This is a genomic window from Acetobacter aceti, from assembly GCF_002005445.1.
Lineage (GTDB): Bacteria > Pseudomonadota > Alphaproteobacteria > Acetobacterales > Acetobacteraceae > Acetobacter > Acetobacter aceti_B.
This window is the reverse complement of sequence record NZ_CP014692.1, coordinates 1228589-1248523: the sequence shown is the minus strand read 5'-3', so window position 1 is coordinate 1248523 and position 19935 is coordinate 1228589. Positions and strand designations below refer to the sequence as shown.

Annotated in this window: 17 protein-coding genes; 8 read left to right on the top strand and 9 right to left on the bottom strand. The window is 56.9% G+C overall.

What is annotated here, in order from left to right:
* The first annotated feature begins 61 nt into the window (after positions 1–61).
* From A0U92_RS17695 to A0U92_RS05640, 5 genes are all read left to right on the top strand, one after another.
* Positions 62–202 carry a hypothetical protein gene (locus A0U92_RS17695; RefSeq protein WP_187668875.1) on the top strand — a complete coding sequence of 47 codons (141 nt, stop codon included), beginning with the start codon at positions 62–64 and terminating at the stop codon, positions 200–202.
* Between the two features lie 68 nt (positions 203–270).
* Complete coding sequence (locus tag A0U92_RS05655) at positions 271–1026, top strand: gamma-glutamyl-gamma-aminobutyrate hydrolase family protein (RefSeq protein WP_077812381.1); 756 nt, start codon at positions 271–273, stop codon at positions 1024–1026.
* Entirely contained in the window at positions 1020–1796 is a 777-nt protein-coding gene (locus tag A0U92_RS05650) for a pseudouridine synthase (RefSeq protein ID WP_077812380.1), read from the top strand. The genes A0U92_RS05655 and A0U92_RS05650 overlap by 7 nt, the downstream gene beginning before the upstream one ends.
* Positions 1796–2350 carry a 16S rRNA (guanine(966)-N(2))-methyltransferase RsmD gene (gene rsmD / locus A0U92_RS05645; RefSeq protein WP_236748286.1) on the top strand — a complete coding sequence of 185 codons (555 nt, stop codon included), beginning with the start codon at positions 1796–1798 and terminating at the stop codon, positions 2348–2350. The genes A0U92_RS05650 and rsmD overlap by 1 nt, the downstream gene beginning before the upstream one ends.
* 6 nt (positions 2351–2356) lie before the next feature.
* Positions 2357–2947 carry an IMPACT family protein gene (locus tag A0U92_RS05640; protein ID WP_077812378.1) on the top strand — a complete coding sequence of 197 codons (591 nt, stop codon included), beginning with the start codon at positions 2357–2359 and terminating at the stop codon, positions 2945–2947.
* Between the two features lie 125 nt (positions 2948–3072).
* On the opposite strand, the gene A0U92_RS05635 is transcribed toward A0U92_RS05640, so the two are convergent.
* From A0U92_RS05635 to A0U92_RS05625, 3 genes are all read right to left on the bottom strand, one after another.
* Positions 3073–3513, bottom strand: a complete 441-nt coding sequence (locus tag A0U92_RS05635; RefSeq protein WP_187668874.1) for a hypothetical protein — start codon at positions 3511–3513, stop codon at positions 3073–3075.
* 94 nt (positions 3514–3607) lie between these two features.
* Entirely contained in the window at positions 3608–4573 is a 966-nt protein-coding gene (locus A0U92_RS05630; protein ID WP_077812377.1) for an NAD(P)H-dependent glycerol-3-phosphate dehydrogenase, read from the bottom strand.
* Positions 4570–5421 carry a 23S rRNA (adenine(2030)-N(6))-methyltransferase RlmJ gene (locus tag A0U92_RS05625; protein WP_077812376.1) on the bottom strand — a complete coding sequence of 284 codons (852 nt, stop codon included), beginning with the start codon at positions 5419–5421 and terminating at the stop codon, positions 4570–4572. The genes A0U92_RS05630 and A0U92_RS05625 overlap by 4 nt, the downstream gene beginning before the upstream one ends.
* 448 nt (positions 5422–5869) lie before the next feature.
* Between A0U92_RS05625 and A0U92_RS05620 the strand changes: the two genes are divergently transcribed.
* The gene (locus A0U92_RS05620; RefSeq protein WP_077812375.1) at positions 5870–8434 is read left to right on the top strand and encodes a TonB-dependent receptor plug domain-containing protein; all 2565 of its coding nucleotides are present in this window, start codon (positions 5870–5872) and stop codon (positions 8432–8434) included.
* A gap of 482 nt (positions 8435–8916) precedes the next feature.
* Here the strand turns inward: A0U92_RS05620 and A0U92_RS05615 are convergent, their stop codons facing one another.
* From A0U92_RS05615 to urtA, 6 genes are all read right to left on the bottom strand, one after another.
* Positions 8917–9492: a hypothetical protein gene (locus A0U92_RS05615; RefSeq protein ID WP_077812374.1), complete on the bottom strand. Its 576-nt coding sequence runs from the start codon at positions 9490–9492 to the stop codon at positions 8917–8919.
* 126 nt (positions 9493–9618) lie between these two features.
* Positions 9619–10314 carry an urea ABC transporter ATP-binding subunit UrtE gene (urtE, locus tag A0U92_RS05610; RefSeq protein ID WP_077812373.1) on the bottom strand — a complete coding sequence of 232 codons (696 nt, stop codon included), beginning with the start codon at positions 10312–10314 and terminating at the stop codon, positions 9619–9621.
* A 12-nt stretch (positions 10315–10326) separates the two neighbouring features.
* Positions 10327–11067, bottom strand: coding sequence for an urea ABC transporter ATP-binding protein UrtD (gene urtD / locus A0U92_RS05605; RefSeq protein WP_077812372.1), 741 nt, complete (start codon positions 11065–11067; stop codon positions 10327–10329).
* Positions 11064–12188: an urea ABC transporter permease subunit UrtC gene (urtC, locus tag A0U92_RS05600; protein WP_077812371.1), complete on the bottom strand. Its 1125-nt coding sequence runs from the start codon at positions 12186–12188 to the stop codon at positions 11064–11066. Before urtC ends, urtD begins: the two co-directional genes overlap by 4 nt.
* The gene (gene urtB / locus A0U92_RS05595) at positions 12185–13843 is read right to left on the bottom strand and encodes an urea ABC transporter permease subunit UrtB (RefSeq protein ID WP_077812370.1); all 1659 of its coding nucleotides are present in this window, start codon (positions 13841–13843) and stop codon (positions 12185–12187) included. Before urtB ends, urtC begins: the two co-directional genes overlap by 4 nt.
* A complete protein-coding gene (gene urtA / locus A0U92_RS05590) occupies positions 13836–15161 on the bottom strand; it encodes an urea ABC transporter substrate-binding protein (protein WP_077812369.1) in 1326 nt (441 codons plus the stop codon). Before urtA ends, urtB begins: the two co-directional genes overlap by 8 nt.
* A gap of 158 nt (positions 15162–15319) precedes the next feature.
* Between urtA and A0U92_RS05585 the strand changes: the two genes are divergently transcribed.
* A complete protein-coding gene (locus A0U92_RS05585) occupies positions 15320–18667 on the top strand; it encodes a hybrid sensor histidine kinase/response regulator (RefSeq protein ID WP_149026385.1) in 3348 nt (1115 codons plus the stop codon).
* Positions 18664–19551: a response regulator gene (locus A0U92_RS05580; protein WP_077812367.1), complete on the top strand. Its 888-nt coding sequence runs from the start codon at positions 18664–18666 to the stop codon at positions 19549–19551. Before A0U92_RS05585 ends, A0U92_RS05580 begins: the two co-directional genes overlap by 4 nt.
* Positions 19552–19935: the final 384 nt, after the last annotated feature.

Genomic DNA, 19935 nt, shown 5'->3' with positions numbered 1-19935 from the left:
TGAATTATCACTGGCTACCGACGTCCCGGAGACATCGGCAAGCGTGGAAGGGGGAAAGGTCATGCAGAGTTTGACACTGGTTCTTGCCGCCGCCACCATTGGCCTGGCTTTCGCAGCATCAGATCATATCCATTCAAAACAGGAACCTGCGCACGTCAAGGCTGAGCGCGTTCATCAGCACACTGACAAGTCACAGTTCTGATTTAAACGGCCTGAATATCGGGCCGGTCGCCATATACGACAGAGGGCGTTTCCTCTAATGGGAGCGGCATGGATTCATTCGCTCCCATGCCCCTTATCGGGGTGACACTCGATCAGGAACCGGGCGGCTCCGGGCAGTACTCCGCATTTCCATGGTATGCCCTGCGTGCAAACTATATGGGAGCCGTCATCAAGGCTGGCGGTCTGCCCGTAGCGCTTCCGTATGCGCCGTGTCTGACCGGGAAGATTCTCGACCGTCTTGATGGCCTGATTGTCACGGGCGGTGCATTCGATATCGACCCGGCGCTCTATGGCGAAGAGCGCAATGAAACCACTACCACCCTGAAGCCGGGCCGCACCGCAGCGGAAATGGCGCTCCTTGAAGCCGCAATGAAACGGGACATTCCTGTGCTCGGCATCTGTGGCGGCATGCAGCTTCTTGCCGCCGCACTCGATGGATCGCTGATTCAGGACATTGCGAGCGAGCAGCCTACTGCCCTCCCCCACGAACAGCCCAATCCACGCGATCAGGCCGGACATATCGTCAGCATCGAGCCTTATTCGCTGCTTGGGCAGATTGTCGGACGCGGTACAATGGCGGTAAACTCCTCGCACCATCAGGCGGTCCGTGATCCGGGGCGCGGCCGGGTGTCCGCCCGAGCGGAAGATGGCATTATCGAAGCAATAGAAGATCCCTCGGCACGCTTCTGTGTCGGGGTGCAATGGCATCCGGAATTTCTTATAGATCCGGGAGATCTGGCGTTGTTCACGGCCTTTGTAGAAGCCGCACAGAACGCAACAGTGTCGGGAGACGGTGTATGGTAGACGATAACAACGAAAACACGACGGAAGCACGCGGCGACCGCATCGCAAAATGGCTTGCCCGCAGTGGCGTAGCCAGCCGCCGCGATATCGAGCGCATGATCGCTGAGCGCCGCATCAAGCTGAATGGTGTTGTGGTGGAACACCCCGCGACGTTCGTGACCTCCACCGATGTCGTTGCCGTTAACGGCAACATTGTCGAAGGCCCACAGCACACCCGTCTCTGGCGTTACCACAAGCCGGACGGGCTGGTGACGACGCACCGTGACCCCGAAGGCCGCAAGACAGTCTTCGAGACTCTGCCTGAGGGTATGCCGCGCGTCGTCAGTGTGGGACGACTGGATCTGAACAGTGAAGGCCTGCTGCTGCTGACCAATGACGGCGCTCTGGCCCGTCGTCTGGAACTGCCTTCGAACGGCTGGCTGCGGCGCTATCGCGTGCGGGTGTTCGGTGTGGTGAACGAGCGTGAACTCGCCGGACTGGCCAAAGGCTGCTCCATCGAAGGCGTGAAATACGGTCCCATCGAAGCCTCGCTCGACTCCCGCAAAGGCGACAATGCGTGGCTGACCGTCTCTCTGCGTGAAGGCAAAAACCGTGAAATCCGTCGCGTCATGACAGCCCTGAACCTGCATGTCAGTCGTCTTCTTCGCACGTCCTACGGTCCGTTTCCTCTGGGAGAGCTGAAACCGGGTGAACTGGAAGAGGTGCCGTCCCGCGTCATGAAGGCGCAGATTCCACGCGATGTGGAGATCGACACCAAGCGGCGCGGCTGATGCGGATTATCGCCGGAATACGGCGTGGTCGGACACTGAGGGCTCCCGAAGGCAAGGCGACACGCCCCACGGCAGATCGTGTGAGACAGGCTCTGTTCGACATGCTGCTTCATGCCCCGTGGGGTGGGCGGGACTGTGTTGAAGGCGCTCATGTGCTGGACGGTTTTGCCGGGACAGGCGCGCTTGGTCTGGAGGCGCTATCACGCGGTGCGGATTTCTGCACATTCTTCGAAGTGGACCGCCCCGCTCTGGCTGCTCTGCGGACGAACGTGCGCGATTGTCAGATGCAGGACATAAGCCGCGTTCAGGCCTCGACTGTTCTGAAACCCCCACGGGCTACAACACCCTGCACTCTGGTGTTCCTCGATCCGCCTTATGGTCAGTCTCTCCCCGCGCAGGCGCTCACTGCCCTCACGTCAGCAGGCTGGATCGCACCCGGCGCCCTGATCGTCACGGAAACCGGCCGTGATGAGCCGGCGCCGGTGGAGAGCGCAGACATCCTGGCCGAACGGGCGCACGGCGCCGCACGCCTGTGGGTGTGGCGACAGGGTTGATCGGGAATGGTTGAGACGCTGGTCGGACGGGCAGATTTCGAAAAGGAAATCAAGAAAAGCCGTTTTCTGGCAATGGCTCTCCCGATCGAGACTGAAGAAGCCGCCATGGCCTTCATCCGGGATGTCTCCCACCCCGACGCCACCCATAACTGCTGGGCATGGAAGATCGGTTCCCGCTATCGCAGCGATGACGCAGGCGAACCGGGCGGGACCGCAGGACGCCCGATCCTGCAGGTGATCGAGGCTCAGGGTCTGGACAAGGTCGCCGTGGTCGTCACACGCTGGTTTGGCGGCGTCAAGCTCGGCGCGGGCGGTCTGTTACGGGCCTATGGCGGAACGGCGGCGGAGTGCCTGCGACTGGCTGAACGGGTCGAGGTCATCGAACGCACCCGGCTGGCATTCCACTGTCCGTTCAGTGACCTCGCACTGGTCGGATCACGCCTGCCCGCTCTGGATGCGGTCGTCGAAAGCGAAGAGTTCGATGCGACCGGCGCGGCTTATATCGTCGCCGTTCCGGCTCAGCAGGTGGAGGATGTCACCCATCGGCTGGCCGACATGACCAGCGGGCGGATCATGGCGACCGAGGAAAAGGACTGAACGGCTAGAGCATATCCAGTTTGAATGGACACATTCGAACTGGTGAATATGCTCTAATTCATTGTTTTTACGAGCATCTTCACGTATTTGAATGCACGCATTCAAATACGATCTGCTCTAGCCGGTTACCAGCCCATTCCCGGTCCCCACCAGCCCGGCCCGTATCCCGGACCATAACCGGGACCGCCTCCCCACGGCCCCCATGAGCCCCAATCCCACGAGGAATCCTCGTAGGCCTCGGCGGTCATCCGATTTTCGTCAGCCATATACTGCGCCTGCTGAGCGGCACGATAGGTCGCGTAAGCCTGTTGCGAACCGACATAGAGGCAGTCGCACACATTCGGATCTGCATAGACATAGGTCACCATATCGCCCTTGTCCCGGCGCAGAAAGCGGTGAGGAGGCAGACGGGTCAGCATCGCCGCACGGGCGGGCGTATTGGCCGGTTTCAGAATAAATCCTGCCGCCGCCAGATGGTCTTCCTTCTGCGCGACTTCCTGCCGGGCAGACATGCAGGCTGAAACAGCGAGGACAGGCAGAAGCAGCCAGTAATGCGATCGTTTCAAGGGTTCCTCCTTTGCAGGATCAGGTTCCCTTTGGTGCTAACATCAAAAAAATCAGAAAGCGTTTGTAAAAAAATTTAATGGCTTCACAGAGTTGTCAGAAATGTATTTCCGGACCAGCAGGTCGCATCAACAGACAGTTCATGACAACGTCCAGACTGGCTCTGCCTTCCACCAGATCCGTGACGGCGTCGATAATCGGCACAGCCACGCCTTTCCGCCGCGCCAGAATGGAAAGAGCCTGCGCGGTCGCAACACCTTCCGCCACACCACCAAGAGCTGCGACTGTCTGTTCCAGCGTCTCGCCTTGTCCCAGCGCTAGTCCGACCCGATAATTGCGGGATGAGCCCCCCGTGCAGGTCAGCAGCAGATCGCCCACACCCGCAAGCCCCGCCATCGTGACCGCCTGCCCGCCCAGAGCTCCGGCCAGACGGCTGATCTCGGCCAGCCCGCGTGTCACCAGCGCCGCTCGGGCATTTTCGCCCAGCCCGGCTCCAATGGTAGCGCCTGCTGCAATCGCGATCACGTTCTTTGCGGCACCACCCAATTGCACTCCGGTGATATCAACGCTGTCGTACAGCCGAAAACGCGGAGTGCCGAGCAGATCGGCCAGAGTGCGGGCCAACCCCGGCTGCGAAGCCGCAATCACAGCGGCGGCAGGCAGACCGGCTGCCACTTCATGCGCGAAATTCGGACCAGAGAGGACGGCGGCGTTCAGATCAGGACGTGCGTCATGCAAAATATCAAGCGGGAAGCGCAAGGTATCGGGCTCAACACCTTTGCAGCACAGGGCTACAGGGGCCGAGGTCTGTACATCTTTCAGCACGGAAGCGAAGTGCTTCATCGGCACGACGGACAGGATCATATCCGCGTCCATCACCAGACTGTCTGTCACGGTAACAGCTTCAGGGAGCGGATAATCAGGAAGACGCGGCATCGCACCGTTTGGCAGCCTTGCCCCCGGATCACGCGCCCACAACTGCACCGCGGCCCCGGCCCGTGCCGCCTGCAGCGCCAGCGCAATGCCCCATGAACCCGCCCCAATGACCGCAATCCGCTTCATTCCGGCACAATCCACTCCACAAGGGATTCCGTGTTTCCGTCACCAAGATACTTGCACAGAGCGGACAGAATGGCAGCGCCTTCCTCATCAAATTTGAAAGGAGGATTGGCGATCAGCAGACCACAGCCGTTCAACAATCCGGGATCGAGGGGAGGACGGATGGTCAACTCCAGATTCAGCAGGTTTCGCTGGCCGGTATCCTGCAATGCGTTGAAAAACGCTCTTGGTGGCGACCGATGCTTGATCGGATACCACACCGCCACAATTCCACTCGGAAAGCGCTGGCGTGCTGTCGTCACGGCCTTCACGAGATCGGTGAATTCGGAGCGCTCTTCAAAAGGCGGATCTATCAGCACCAGTCCACGCCTGGCGGTTTTTGGGGGAAGCAGCGCCGTCACAGCTTCATAGGCGTCGCGGCAATGCACTGAGACAGTGGAGTTATTGTGGAACAGGCGTCGCAAAGCCCGCTGGTCTTCCGGGTGCAGTTCGCAGCAGACCAGAGAGTCGCCGGGACGCAACGCCCGCAGGACAATCTCCGGCGAGCCGGGATACATCATCTTCCCGGCATATTCCTTCATCACCTGACGCACGAGCGCGAGCCAGTCTTCCAGTGGCTCAAGATCTGGCATGTCGGGTGGAAGATCAAGCAGACGACCAATTCCCTCCCGCCACTCGCCGGTCGCCTCCGCCTGTGAAGAGGACAGATCATACAGGCCAATGCCGGCATGGGTATCGAGGACGGAAAACGGCGTATTCTTACGGCTGAGGGCGTGCAGCAGGGCTGTCAGCAGCGCGTGCTTCATGCAATCGGCAAAGTTGCCTGCGTGATAGAGATGGCGATAGTTCATCCCGACGCTATAGCAGTCGGTGACGTGCTCTCAAATACGCCCGACACAGGCAACCGAAGTATCAGAGACGACATAGATTCAGCGTAAAACATTTATATGCCCCAGCATTACCTCAGATTTCTCCATAATAGATTTATTTTATATACATCTTTATATATTGTTTTGAATAAAGGATTTTTCCTGATCCCTTTATTATCATCTCTGATCACCCGAAAAATGCCTTTCATGTCTTTTGTCGACATGACTCTAAAAATAATATTCTTGTGTAAGAAACTTTCACAATCACCAGAGAAATCAATGATGACTCACCACGAAAGTTATCTCCAGACACAACGGCGTTGCAATCATGCAACATTGAATTATACATTTTACTATAGTTAAATGTAGTTCTGTTGTTTTCTAATCTATACGCATATCGAATAGGTCAATCACCTGCGGAATACCTGTCATGATTTTTGACCTGAATCGATCCTACGGACTTTTGCGCTTCAATTTCAAAACCATGGGATTGCTGGCCACCACATTCATTCTGACAGACACAACCTCATGCGAGGCGAATGCAGCGTCCTCAACTGTGACCTCAACGGTCACGACCAAAGCGACAAAACGGAAGTCCGCAGCCGTTCGCCCTGTAGAAGCCAACAGGCAATCCGTGGCTCTCACAGCACCGTTACAGAGAGCGCCTGTCTCCGCTGTCAGGGCGGCAGACAGCGGAGAAACGGTGATCGTGACTGGCACACGTGAGACAGGCAAAAAGGCCCGCGACAGCGTTTCACCCATCGATATTGTCACTGCCCGACAACTTGCCGAGACCGGCATGCCGGACCTGAGAAATGCCCTCGCCCAGCTTCTGCCGTCTCTGACAATGCCGACTGGAGGTTTCGACACCGGCGCGTTGACGGATTCTTTCAGCCTGCGCGGACTGAGTCCCAACGAAACGCTCGTGCTCGTCGATGGGAAACGTCGTCACACCACGGCCAACATTTACGCCGACCCCGGCCCTCAACAGGGTTCAACGCCTGTCGATATCGACATGATTCCGCTGGCCGCCATCGATCACGTCGAAATTCTGCGAGATGGCGCGTCGGCGCAGTATGGTTCGGATGCCGTCGCTGGCGTCGTCAACGTCATCCTGAAGAAAACGGATCACGGTTTTCACGCCCGTTCCATCTCGGGCATTACGGCAGCCGGTGACGGGTTCCAGCAGGGCATTTATCTCGACGGTGGAGCCAAGCTCGGCTCGCGTGGCTATGTGCATATCAGTGGCGATTTCCTGCACCAGGATCACACCTACCGCAGCGCCGATGACCTGCGCACCCACTCCAAGATCAACAAACTTCTTGGCCAGCCCGAGCAGACCCGCGAAAGTGTGTCCATCACCGCAGGCTACCATCTGACTGACTCCATCGAAGCCTATGCCGTCGCCACTTATGCGCATCGCCACGCCGAGAGCTATCAGAATTATCGAACAGCATCCTCTCTCGCGAAATATCCGGCTTATGCCGCAATTTATCCCAACGGGTATTCACCGCTCGAAACACTTGAAGAGAATGACTGGGAAGTGACAGCCGGTCTGAAAGGTGATCTCGACCACTGGCACTGGGATCTCTCCTCCGTCTATGGCCGTGACTACGATAATATCGGTCTGAAAAACTCGGCCAATTACTCACTGGCGGCTGCCACAGGTCAGACGCCGACCCGTTTCGCCGTGCAGGGCTTCAACAACGAGATGTGGAGCAACTCCTTCGATCTGAGCAAGGCTTTTCATATCGACGGCTGGCCCCACGCCATCAATGTGGCAGGTGGCGCAACCTACCGTTATGAAAGTTACGCGATCGGCACCGGGTCAGTCGCTTCAACCTATGGTTCCGGCTCAGATGCGCTCGCCGGCACCACCTATCAGAATGCAGGCCATTTCAGCCGCGACGTCGTCGGCGGATATATCGACGTCGCCACGCATCTGGCAAAAAATCTGCAACTCGATCTGGCGGGCCGTTACGAGCATTATACGGATGTCTCCGACACCGAGACCGGCAAGGCGGCGCTTCGCTATGATCCGCTTCCCTGGCTCGGTTTCCGTAGCACCATTTCGAATGGTTTCCATGCTCCGACGCTTGCTCAGGAATATTACAGTTCCGTCGCGCTCTCACCGACGGCCGCGCGCGGTATCATCGGTGCGAACTCGCCGGGCGCACTGGCGAACGGAGCCACATCCCTAAAGCCGGAGCGTTCAACCAGCGCTACTGGTGGCATCATCATTGAACCCGTCAAGAAACTTCACATTACAGCCGACGTCTATCAGATCAACCTGCGCGATCAGATCCTGCCGGGCGGCAACGTCTATGGCGATCAGGCTATTACCGCACTTAACGCCAACGGCTTCCAGTTACCTTCCGAAGCGGCGAGCTGGAGTTCGGCTTCGCTTTCAACCCACTGGTTCGCCAATGTCGCCAGCACACGCACTCAGGGACTTGATATCACCGCCACCTATCCGACCAGCCTCGGCGTTTATGGGCATATCGACTGGGATGTCGGCATCAACCTCAACCGCACACGCCTGACCCATCAGGGCACTGATGCACAGGGCAACAATCTGCTGACGGCGCAGTCCATCGCCTACATCACCACAGGTTATCCACGCAGCAAGATGATCTGGGGAGGTCGCTACACCAGCGGCGACGGCAAGCTGTCTGTCGGGCTTCACGAAATCCGCTGGGGTCAGACGACATCGGAACTGACCTATTATACGGGCGCCACAAATTCCAGCGCACTTTCAAGCACGGACTTTCTGCCGTTCCGTAACACGCCGAAATTCGTGACAAACCTCGAAGTCACCTATCACGTCATGCCGAAGCTTTCGTTCACGATTGGCGGCAACAATATTTTCGATAAACGCCCCAGCCGGGTGCCGGATGGCAATCGCTATCTCGGTGTGCCGCAATATTACATGAGCACATCACAGCTCGGCATGAATGGTGGATTTTACTACCTACGCGCAGATCTGTCGCTCTGAACACGGATTTCGCATGTAACGGGTGTATTTCAGACAATTCCGAAATACACCCGATCCGCGCGACCGAACACTCTTCAGTCATTCCTGCCGAGAGGATCTGAAGCCCGTGCTTTATACAGTCCGCGAACTCGAATATACCGCAGGACCGTCGAAGATTTCTCAACAAGATATCTGAGAACGCGCCAGCCGCTCCAACTACGCCTGGTTCGCCGAACAGACAATCAAACTCTATATTTTCACGAAAATTCTTGCGCCGATATGCCAGACAAACCAAATCCGGTTTCGTCTTTCCGTAGCGTAACATCCCCGATCATGGGCGGACTGAACGCATGCCGGAACTGACATTCATGTCCTTTTCTGATTATGCAAGGCAGCTCGCAAACCATGGAGACATATTAAAAATATCTCTTGAAGGCCATGCCAACAGAAGCTCTTCGAGCTACGAAAGGGCACACCCACTCAAGGGATGTACCCTCACAAACTCACATGCGACTGGATGATTTTTCAGCCGGCTCTTTTTCTACATGACCGACATCAACCGCCGGGATCAGATCCTGCTGATGCGCCGACTGTGATGGATCACTTCGTGCAGACGACGCAGAACTATCATGCATGCAACCAGTGCCGTTTCCCGTTCCTGAAACATGCACAACCGGTGCGGATTCTCCGTTCTGGCTCGTTGTGATGGTTTGGGAGCAAACTGTTCCCCTCCCACCCCAACTTATGCTGGTGACAGATTGGTAGGAAGTTCCGCCGACCACGCCGTCCGCTGGCGACTGGTGAGCAATCTCCAGCATATGCTGCTCAGACCTCTGCATGATCGCCATCTGCTGCGCCAGCATGCGGTCCATGTTCTCAAAAAACGACTGCGCGGAAGCAACGTCCTCAGCCATGCCGGACGGCGTACGGATCAGCACGCCGATCTGATGCCCCTGAGCGTCAACAACCCGAATTATCTCCTGCGCCAATGCATGCGAGGAGAGGGCGGCAGCCGCCATGCCGGCAACCAGAGCACTCACTGAAAATCTGACCAGAAAAGACTGTCTGAAGAAACGCATCACCAAACCCTCCATCAGGAAAATCTGTCACTCGTTTCGTGGCCCGAAAACAGTTACCAATCTGTTTACAAGACTGTCAGAAAGCAAGAATTTTCGTAACGGAAAACGAAAATCCTAAAATCAGCCTCAAATCGCCACCAGCCCTCGAATATCCTCGGCGTCCAGCGCTCCCACCGCGCCGCTGGCAACGACCTTGCCTCGGTCCAGAACCACCACATCCTGCGCCAGTTCATAGGCGAAATCGAAATACTGCTCGACCAGCAGGATCGCCATGTCTCCCCGGTCCCGCAGCATACCGATTACCGAACCGATGTCCTTGATGATACTCGGCTGAATGCCCTCCGTCGGCTCATCCAGAACCAGCAGGCGCGGGCGAATGACGAGCGCCCGGCCGATGGCAAGCTGCTGCTGCTGGCCACCCGACAGATCGCCTCCCCGACGGTCCCGCATCTTTGCCAGAATGGGAAAGAGGTCATAAATCTCGTCCGACACTTTCCTCTGGCCACGCGGCAGAAGGCCAAATCCGGTTTCCAGATTTTCCTTCACCGTCAGCAACGGAAAAATATCGCGTCCCTGTGGAACAGTCGCAATACCCCGCCGCGCCCGTTCATAGGCAGGCAGGCGCGTAATGTCCTCTCCTTCCCACATGATCTTGCCGGATGAAACGGCATGCATCCCCGTGACCGCACGCAGAACGCTGGTCTTGCCGACACCATTGCGCCCCAGCAGGCACGTTACGGCGCCAGCACGCGCCGAAAGAGAAACTCCACGCAGGGCAATCGCCGCGCCGTAATGAAGCTGAATGTCCTCAACGTCGAGCATCTGTCTGTTTCCTCAGCGTCCGAGATACACTTCGATCACACGCGGATCGTTGCTCACCTGATCCAGCTCGCCCTCTGCGAGAACCGAACCTTCGTGCAGCACGGTGACTTTGACATCCAGCGCCCGCACGAACTCCATGTCATGCTCCACAACCACGACGCTGCGGGTGCGGTTGATCTCGCGCAGAAGATCAGCCGTCTCCATGGTCTCCGCGTCCGTCATGCCCGCCACAGGTTCATCGACCAGCAGAAGATCCGGCTCCTGTCCAAGAAGCATCCCGATCTCCAGCCACTGCTTCTGACCATGGCTCAGGCCACCGGCCTGCCGGGTCGCCTCACGACCCAGACGGATCGTACCCAGCAGACCGTCGATCCGTGCTTTCTCTTCCGCTGTTTCCTTCGCGAAAAGCAAAGCGAAAGGGGAACGCAATCCTTTCAGCGACAGCAAGAGGTTATCACGAACAGTGAGTTCTTCGAACACCGTGGGTTTCTGGAATTTCCGGCCAATCCCCATGCGGGCGATGGCGGGTTCATCCAGTTTCGTCAGATCATGCTCGCGGAACCGGACCACACCCGCATCAGGGCGCGTCTTGCCGGTGATGATATCCATCATCGTGGTCTTGCCAGCGCCATTCGGACCGACAATAGCCCGCATTTCACCCGGAGCCAGCGACAGGGACAGATCATTGATGGCCCGGAAACCGTCGAACGTGACGGAAACATGGCTCAGCTCAAGCAGAGTTCCGGTGCTCATGCCTCCTCTCCTTCCGGACTGGTCACTTCAGGCGTTACTTCAGAAGGCCGTTTTTTCGGTATATGACGCATCAGCCCCATCAGTCCCTGCGGGAGAAACAGCGTGGTCGCCATGAAGAGCGCCCCAAGACCGTAGAGCCACATTTCCGGCAGCCAGGCCGTGAACAGTGTTTTGCCAAGATTGACGAGGATTGCACCGATAACCGCGCCGGACAGTGTGCCGCGTCCACCGACTGCCACCCAGATCACGGCTTCGATGGAGTTGGCGGGCGCGAATTCGCCAGGGTTGATGATGCCGACCTGGATGACGTAGAGCGCGCCACCGATCGCCGCGATGATGGCGGAGAACACCCAGACCAGCAGCTTCATCTGTTCCGGACGATAACCAAGAAACCGTGTCCGGCTCTCTGCATCACGCACGGCGATCAGCAGACTTCCGAACCGGCCACCGACTACGTAGCGGCCTGCCAGCAATGCTCCCGCAAGGATAAGCCCGCTGATGAACAGCATCCCGGCGCGGGTGTAAGAGCTGTGCAGATCAAATCCAAGGATGTCCTTGAAATCGGTCAGACCGTTATTACCACCAAACCCGAAGCCATTCTGAAAGAACGCCAGCATCAGCGCGTAGGTCAGCGCCTGTGTGATGATCGACAGATAGACGCCCGAGACGCGGGAACGGAACGCCAGCCAGCCGAACAGCCCGGCCAGAGCGGCCGGCACGACCAGCATCAGCGCCAATGCCACCGGAAAATGGTCGGAGCCCCACCAGTACCAGGGCAGGCTTTTCCATGACAGGAAGACCATGAAATCCGGCAGGTCCGCATTGCCATAGACACCGCGTGCGCCGATTTCCCGCACGAGATACATGCCCATCGCATAGCCGCCGAGCGCGAAGAAGGCCGCATGCCCGAGCGTCAGGATTCCGGCAAAGCCCCAGACCAGATCAACAGCAAGCGCGAGCATGGCATAAGCCAGATACTTGCCGGCGAGCGTCATGATGAACGGTGACACCTGCACAGGGCTGGAAGCGGGCAGCAGGCTACCCACCGCCAGCACACCCGTCAGCAGAACGACAATGACCGCGGTGACGGACGCGCCACGAAATGAGAGGGATGCGTTCACGATTCCACTCCCCGGCCCCGCAGCGGAAACATGCCGCGTGGATGACGCTGAATGTAGAGAATGACGAGGACGAGCAGCAGGATCTTGCCCGACACGGCGCCGACCAGCGGCTCAAGAGCCTTGCCGCCGATACCGAGCGTGGCCGCCGCCGCCAGAGTGCCCCACAGATTGCCCACGCCACCGAACACAACGACGAGGAAGCTGTCGATAATGTAGCTCTGTCCGAGATTGGGGCTGACATTGTCGATCTGACTGACCGCAACGCCCGCCAGCCCGGCAATACCCGACCCGAGGCCGAAAGTCAGCGCATCAACCCGCGCCGTGCGGATACCCATCAACGCCGCCATACGCCGGTTCTGGGTGACAGCGCGCATTTGCAGTCCGAGCGGTGTACGGCGCAACACCAACGTCAGACCCGCCATGACCACGACCGCAAAGATCATGATGGCGAGACGATCAATCGTGACCTCGATACCGCCCAGATGGAAGGAGCCGGACAGCCAGGGGGGCGTGGTCACCGCCACGTTGGTCGGTCCGAACAGGGAGCGGATGACCTGTTGAAGAATGAGGGAAAGTCCCCATGTCGCCAGCAGTGTTTCAAGCGGACGGCCATAGAGAAAGCGGATCAGCCCGCGCTCAATCACGATCCCCAGCGCACCGCACACCAGAAAGGCTGCGGGAATCGCCAGAACCAGACTGAAAGACCCCAGAGCGGGTGCCACTGAAAGCACGGCTTTCTGCGTCAGCCACGTCGTGTAGGCGCCGATCATCATCAGTTCGCCATGAGCCATGTTGATCACACCCATGACGCCGAATGTGATGGCGAGCCCCATCGCGGCCAGCAGCAACACGGAACCCAGACTCATGCCGTAAAAGGCGTCCTGCCCGAAACCCCACAGTCTCAGCTCGAAGTCGATTGAGGAAACCGCTTCTTCCGCAGCTTTGCGTGTTGCTGGGTCAAGCGTCTCCTCTGTTGAGGCCTGAGCCAGAATGCCGCGGGCATCAAGACCGCCTGCCGCCCTGAGTTTGGCGACAGCCTGTTGCTGGGCCTGTGCGTCAGACGCCGGAGCGCCGGGACTGAGCAGAGCCGCCGCACGGGCGTTAAGCAATGTATCCTTCAGGGTGGCGTCATCAGTTTTTGACAGCGCCTTGTCGATGGCAGGCAGCATGGCCGGATCGTGGCGCTGGTAGAACACCGTTGCGGAAGCCTGTCTTTCCGCAGGCGTGCCGGAAACGAGTTCCAGTTCAGCCTCGGCTGCCGCAACGGCAAGTCTGACACGATTATTGACCCTTACAGGCCGCAGCGTCGTCTCATCCGGGGTAGCGGGAACACCGGAACGGGCATCCTCCCAACTGTCGCCCTTACGGATGAACAGAGCGTCGCCTTCACTGGCGGCAAAAAGTTTCTTGTCGGCCAGAGCACGCAGAACAGGGAGAGCTCTGGGCCCTCCCTGCTGCGCGATCTGATCGACTGATGAAGCGATGGTGTTGAACTGCGTTGTCGCAAGCCCGGCGAATGCATCTTCATCAGCCCGGGCGCTATCAGGCTGGATGAAAAGCAGGCTCAGAAGGACGGCGGCGAAGATACCCCGCGCACCGTTCCACAGTTTCCGGCCGGAAAGAGCTGCCGGACCCGACATCGCAACGTCAGCCATGCTTTGCTCCGAGACAGGCTTTTTTGACCGTGTCGTAATTTCCGCAGTTGATGGGCTTGGTCCAGTCGCCGATCAGGTTCTTCGTCTCGGCCACGTAAGGCGACCAGGCCATGCCCGGCACTTCCTTCGGCGTCTGCCAGACGACGTTGAACTGCCCGTCATCCTGAATCTCGCCGATATAGACCGGCTTCGTGATGTGATGGTTTGGCAGAACCTTCGCCGTGCCGCCCGTCAGGTTGGCCTGCTTCAGACCGACCATCGCGTCGATAACCTTGTCATGATCGGTGGAACCGACCTTCTCGACCGCCTGCACCCACAGATTGAAGCCGATATAGGAGGCTTCCATCGGATCGTTCGTCGTGCGCTTCGGGTTCTTCGTGTAGGTATGCCACTCCTTGATGAAGGACTTGTTGGCGGGACTATCGATGCTCTCGAAATAGTTCCAGGCGGCGAGTTGGCCGACGAGCGGCTTGGTATCCATACCCGCCAGTTCTTCCTCGCCAACACTGAAGGCCATGACCGGAATATCCGTGGCCGTGATGCCCTGTGCGCCCAGTTCCTTATAGAACGGGACATTGGCGTCACCATTGATGGTGGATACGACGGCTGTTTTCTTACCCGCGGAACCGAACGCCTTGAGCTGGGACACGATGGTCTGCCAGTCGGACTGTCCGAACGGCGTGTAGTTCACCATGATGTCGGCGTCCGCGATGCCTTTGGATTTCAGGTAATTCTGGAGAATCTGGTTTGTTGTGCGCGGATAGACGTAGTCCGTGCCGATCAATGCGAAACGCTTCGCTCCGCCGCCATCGGCGCTGAGAAGATAGTCCACAGCCGGAATGGCCTGCTGGTTGGGGGCGGCCCCAGTGTAGAACACATTGCGGCTGCACTCCTGCCCTTCATACTGCACGGGGTAGAACAGAATGCCGTTGAGTTCCTCGAACACCGGCAGCACCGACTTGCGGGACACGCTGGTCCAGCAACCGAACACAGACGCCACCTTGTCCACGGCAAGAAGCTGACGGGCTTTCTCCGCGAACAGCGGCCAGTTGGAGGCCGGATCAACCACGACCGCTTCCAGCGGACGTCCAAGCACGCCGCCTTTACGATTCTGCAACTCGACCAGCATCAGGATGACGTCTTTCAGCGTGGTCTCGCTGATGGCCATGGTTCCGGACAGGGAATGCAGCACGCCAATGCGGATCGGCTCGCCTTTCGGGGCTGCAGCGGCACCTTTCACACCGGCGAGCATCGCGGCAGATGCAGCGAGACTGAATTTCGTAAAATCACGGCGGGAGAAACGCGGCGACGTCGTCATGGCCTCTGTCCTTCTGATACTAACATAAGCATCCCTATCAGCGCAGATTTTCCCATACGCAAACTTGCGTAGTTTATTACGATGTCGCATCTGGCATGAGAGATGCAAAGGAAAACAGAGATGCAGGAGCAGTTGTCCGGGTGCCCAGGCGCCCAGCCATGAGGCCATTACGCATCGTACGCATGCGGCGCGACTATAACCGTTGGGCAGCCGACCAGTCGCTCGAGGATTACGCCCTGCGCTTTACAGCCCGTTCCGCCCGGGCTGCGACACCCTTGCGGGCAGCCCTGACGGCGCTCGGCTCCATCTCCTTTCTGGCGCTTGAAGCCATCGGCGGCACGCTGACCATGGCGTTCGGCTTTTCCAACACTGCGCTTGCCATTCTCTTTGTCAGCGTAGTGATCTTTCTGGTCAGTCTGCCGATCTGCGCCACCGCCGCGCGCAGCGGTCTCGACATCGATCTGCTTACACGCGGCACGGGGTTCGGCTATATCGGCTCGACCCTCACCTCGCTGATCTATGCGAGTTTCACCTTCATTTTCTTCGGGATCGAGGCCGCCATTCTGGCTGCGTTACTGGAGCAGATTCCCGGTATTTCTCATACCATCGCCTGCTGTCTTGCGGCTCTCCTTGTCATTCCACTGGTGACCGGCGGATTCCGTTTTATTGCACGGTTCCAGATCTTCTCCCTGCCCCTGTGGTTCGCACTCAACCTTATTCCGCTGATCGCCATTCTCTACGCTCACCCGGACTGGGTTGGTGACTGGGTTCAGTTCAAGGGATTGGCCTCCACCCAGCCCGTCAATATCTTCGCCATCGGCAGTGCGGCGTCCATCATGTTTGTGCTGATCTGCCAGAGTGCGGAACAGGTCGATTTTCTGCGTTTCATGCCGACACTCTCCCGAGACAACCGGTTTGGCTGGTGGTGTGCACTGATCGCGGGTGGACCAGGGTGGATCGTATTTGACGCCGCAAAACTTTTCGCCGGATCTTTTCTGGCATGGGCCGTTCTTCATGCCGGTTTTTCCCCCGAACGCTCCGTGCAGCCGCAACAGATGTACAGGCTCGCCTACGGAACATTTCTGTCACCGCCATTCGCTACGCTCGCCACCGCAGCACTCGTCATCGTCGCCCAGTTCAAGATCAACATCACCAACGCCTATGCCGGCTCTCTCGCCTGGTCGAACTTCTTTTCACGCCTGACACATTCCCATCCAGGACGGGTGTTCTATGTCCTGTTCACGGTAGCTCTTGCCCTCCTTCTCATGCTTGCAGGACTGGTCAGCACCATTGAGACCGGCATCGTGCTGTATGCGGACCTTGCGGCAGCATGGATCGGCCCCATCCTCGCCGACATCGTGCTTTGCAAACCTCTCAAACTCAGCCCCTCTTTTGTTGAATTCAAGCGCGCCCTTCTGCCAGACATCAACCCCGTGGGACTGGGAGCGGCTCTTACAGGCGCTGTGACAGGGATTCTCTGCACTGACGGTTATTTCGGGCCTTATGCCGCAGCTTTTTCACCGTTCATCGCGTTAGGTCTGTCCTTTCTGGTGACACCCTTTCTTGCAGCGTTGACAGGTGGGAGAACCTATCTCGCACGCCGGGCGCCTGCCGACTGGAACACACGCCACTCCATGAAATGCGTGATTTGTGAACATAGTTTTGAAGCGACCGACATGGCCCGCTGCCCGGCTTATGGAGGGGCGATCTGCTCGCTCTGCTGTTCACTGGACGCACGCTGCAATGATCGCTGCAAACCACCCGTCACGCATCTGAGACAACAGTTCAGCCTTCCGTTTGAATTGTTTCCCAGAAAAATAAAGAGTTTTCTTCTATCTACAAAAGGACGTTTTTTTCTTTTTGCAGGACTGGGCACAGCGGCAATGCTGCTGATTGGAGACAGCTCGTTTGCTCATAATCACACTTATCTCCTTCTGTTTTTTCTTGTCGTTCTGACATCCTGGCTCGTCGTCCTCGGACAGGATGGACGACAGGCCGCAGGTGAAGAAACCCGTCGCCAGACTCATCTGCTGATGAACGAGATCCGTGCCCACCAACGCACGGATGAAGCCCTCAAACGGGCGCGGGAAAAGGCCGAGGCCGCCAGCCTTGCAAAAACCCGTTATCTGAGTGGAATCAGTCACGAAATCAGAGCCCCCCTGAACACCATCATGGGCTACACGCAGATCCTTCAGAACGATCATCGCATTCCTACAGACCGGCAGGACGTTCTACGCACCATGCGGGAAAGTGGTGAGCATATGACGGGACTTCTGACAGGACTTCTCGATATTTCCAAAATTGAAGCCGGTCGCATCGAGCTTTATAGCGACAGGATCGCTCTGAGCCAGTTTCTCAATACCGTTGTGCAGATGGTGCGGCCACAAGCACGCGCCAAAAAGCTGGATTTCCATTATCATCCTGGATATCTGCCACCTGTAGTGATGGGAGATGAGCATCGTCTGCGTCAGATCCTGCTGAACCTGCTTTCCAATGCCGTAAAATTCACCCAGTCAGGCTCGGTAACATTCACGGTAAACTGGCGCGGCCAGATTGCTGAATTCATCATTGAAGATACAGGCCCCGGAATTGCGCTCGTTGATCAGGAACGGATTTTCGAGCCTTTCGAAAGAGCTGCAGGAGACGCCGTGCCGGGCACAGGTCTTGGGCTGACCATCACACGGCTTCTCACCCACATTCTGGGAGGAGAACTCACCCTGATGAGTGAAGTGGGACACGGAACACGTTTCCGAGTGCGGTTGCTCCTGTCCGATCGGGCTGAAGATGCAGCTCCGGCTCTTCAGGGGCTGCCATCAGGCTATGAAGGCTCATGTAAAACCATACTCGTGGTCGATGATAATGCTGCCCACCGGCGCATGATGCATGAATTTCTTGGCTCCAGACATTTCAACGTCCGCGATGTCTCAGGCGGCATTGAATGTCTCGAACTTCTGAAAGCAGACCTACCGGACCTGATCATTCTCGATCTTTCCATGCCGGGCATGGATGGACGGGAACTGGCGCTGCGTATCCGGGAAACCAGCGCAGGCCATCTTCCCCTGCTCTTTCTCACCGGCAATGTCACCGAACTGGCGTCACGGCGCGTTCCCTCTCTGGATGACTGCACGGTCCTGCCGAAACCCGTGGACTTTCAGACTCTCCTCGATGAAATCGGACGGCTTCTGGATATCAAATGGATTTTCGATTCTGAAAATAATGATCTTTCAGGTGAAATTCTTCCAATATCGACAGCAGAAGATGAAGCTGTGCTTCATTCTGAAAACACCCGGCTATCCGCTGTATCGGACACTCCCTTGACGCTCGATGAGAAAATGGAACTCACTGAATTGATCAATTCAGGAAACGTCCGTCTTTTACGACAGAAACTTGACCTTCTTTGCAACAGTCACCCCCATCTTGTCACGACTCTTGCCCCTATTCAGGAAGCAGCCCGCACTTATCAACTTGAGACTGTCAGACGTTTACTGGAGGACCTTCCCGCATGACACGTGAAACATCCTCCCGCTCCACTCTTCTCGTGATTGATGACGATCCTGCCGCTCTCGGCATGATGGATGAAGCTCTGACAAATGCCGGTTACTCGGTTCTTCTGGCGCAATCCGGTGACAGCGCCTTTGAAGTCATGAACCGGACCCTCCCCGATCTCGTACTGGTCGATGCGATCATGCCGGGACTGAGTGGATGGGATGTCTGCCGCAGCATGAAAGCAGATGCCACACTCAACGCTCTACCCGTCATCTTCATGACCGGCCTGACAGAAATCGAACATGTCCTACGGGCTTTTGAAGCTGGCGCCACTGATTATGTGACCAAACCATTTCATTTCGCGGAAGTTCTGGCACGCATTGAAATTCACCTGATTGCAGCACGTCGTATCCGGACTGCTCATGCGGCACTGGATAGCGTGGGCAGACGCTTCTTCGCTCTGGATGACAGCGGTGAACTACTCTGGTCCACCCCCAAAGCCGCAGAATTTCTGGCGCAGTTATCTTCTCCCGAGAGTTTCTCTGAATTTGTCAGAAAAAAATCGGAACCCGGACAGGTCATTTTCACCAGTCCTTACCAGAATGGTGTTCTACGCGTCACGTTTATCGGACGAGATGGGCCGCAGGAATGGCTGTTCTCCATCGCCTTTCAGCTGGATCGGCCAGAGCAGATTCTACAGGAAAAATTCGGTCTCAGCGCACGGGAGGCGGAAGTGCTTCTCTGGATCAGCCGTGGCAAGAGTAGCCGTGATATTGCTGAAATCCTCAGTATCAGCCCTCGCACGATCGATAAACATACGGAACAGCTTTATAACAAGGCGGGTTTCAGTGGACGGGCAGCAGCAGCGGCGGCCGCTTCACGGCTATTGGGGGATGTGGAATAAATGCTCATAAAATAACGCAATTTGACTCTGCTTATTTGTCACTTATAAATACATAATCGAAAACATATTAAATAAAATCATTGACATTGTTATCACAAGTATCGTTCAATTCTTGCGAGATCAGAGCAGCATATAAACGGATATATTAACCATGGATTTGCATCTAACCTGCGATGAGGCTGTATCATTAAGACAGTTTCTTATCGCCATCATTTTTCAAAATATCTCCGTTGGAGAAGTAGAGATGCTTATTTGCTAATCTATAGAAGAAATATTTGAGACATCCTGCGCTATTTATGTATCCCCTATAGTAAAAAAAGATGAAAAAATAATTTTCAATTTAAAAGACAAGGACCTTGATATAATTAATCAATGTATTATTAA

Excerpts from the sequence above, each read along its gene's own strand:
- A0U92_RS17695 (WP_187668875.1), top strand. The coding sequence starts at position 62 with ATGCAGAGTTTGACACTGGTTCTTGCCGCCGCCACCATTGGCCTGGCT.
- A0U92_RS05655 (WP_077812381.1), top strand. The coding sequence starts at position 271 with ATGGATTCATTCGCTCCCATGCCCCTTATCGGGGTGACACTCGATCAG.
- A0U92_RS05650 (WP_077812380.1), top strand. The coding sequence starts at position 1,020 with ATGGTAGACGATAACAACGAAAACACGACGGAAGCACGCGGCGACCGC.
- rsmD (WP_236748286.1), top strand. The coding sequence starts at position 1,796 with ATGCGGATTATCGCCGGAATACGGCGTGGTCGGACACTGAGGGCTCCC.
- A0U92_RS05640 (WP_077812378.1), top strand. The coding sequence starts at position 2,357 with ATGGTTGAGACGCTGGTCGGACGGGCAGATTTCGAAAAGGAAATCAAG.
- A0U92_RS05630 (WP_077812377.1), bottom strand. The coding sequence starts at position 4,573 with ATGAAGCGGATTGCGGTCATTGGGGCGGGTTCATGGGGCATTGCGCTG.
- A0U92_RS05625 (WP_077812376.1), bottom strand. The coding sequence starts at position 5,421 with ATGAACTATCGCCATCTCTATCACGCAGGCAACTTTGCCGATTGCATG.
- A0U92_RS05620 (WP_077812375.1), top strand. The coding sequence starts at position 5,870 with ATGATTTTTGACCTGAATCGATCCTACGGACTTTTGCGCTTCAATTTC.
- A0U92_RS05615 (WP_077812374.1), bottom strand. The coding sequence starts at position 9,492 with ATGCGTTTCTTCAGACAGTCTTTTCTGGTCAGATTTTCAGTGAGTGCT.
- urtE (WP_077812373.1), bottom strand. The coding sequence starts at position 10,314 with ATGCTCGACGTTGAGGACATTCAGCTTCATTACGGCGCGGCGATTGCC.
- urtD (WP_077812372.1), bottom strand. The coding sequence starts at position 11,067 with ATGAGCACCGGAACTCTGCTTGAGCTGAGCCATGTTTCCGTCACGTTC.
- urtB (WP_077812370.1), bottom strand. The coding sequence starts at position 13,843 with ATGGCTGACGTTGCGATGTCGGGTCCGGCAGCTCTTTCCGGCCGGAAA.
- urtA (WP_077812369.1), bottom strand. The coding sequence starts at position 15,161 with ATGACGACGTCGCCGCGTTTCTCCCGCCGTGATTTTACGAAATTCAGT.
- A0U92_RS05585 (WP_149026385.1), top strand. The coding sequence starts at position 15,320 with ATGAGGCCATTACGCATCGTACGCATGCGGCGCGACTATAACCGTTGG.
- A0U92_RS05580 (WP_077812367.1), top strand. The coding sequence starts at position 18,664 with ATGACACGTGAAACATCCTCCCGCTCCACTCTTCTCGTGATTGATGAC.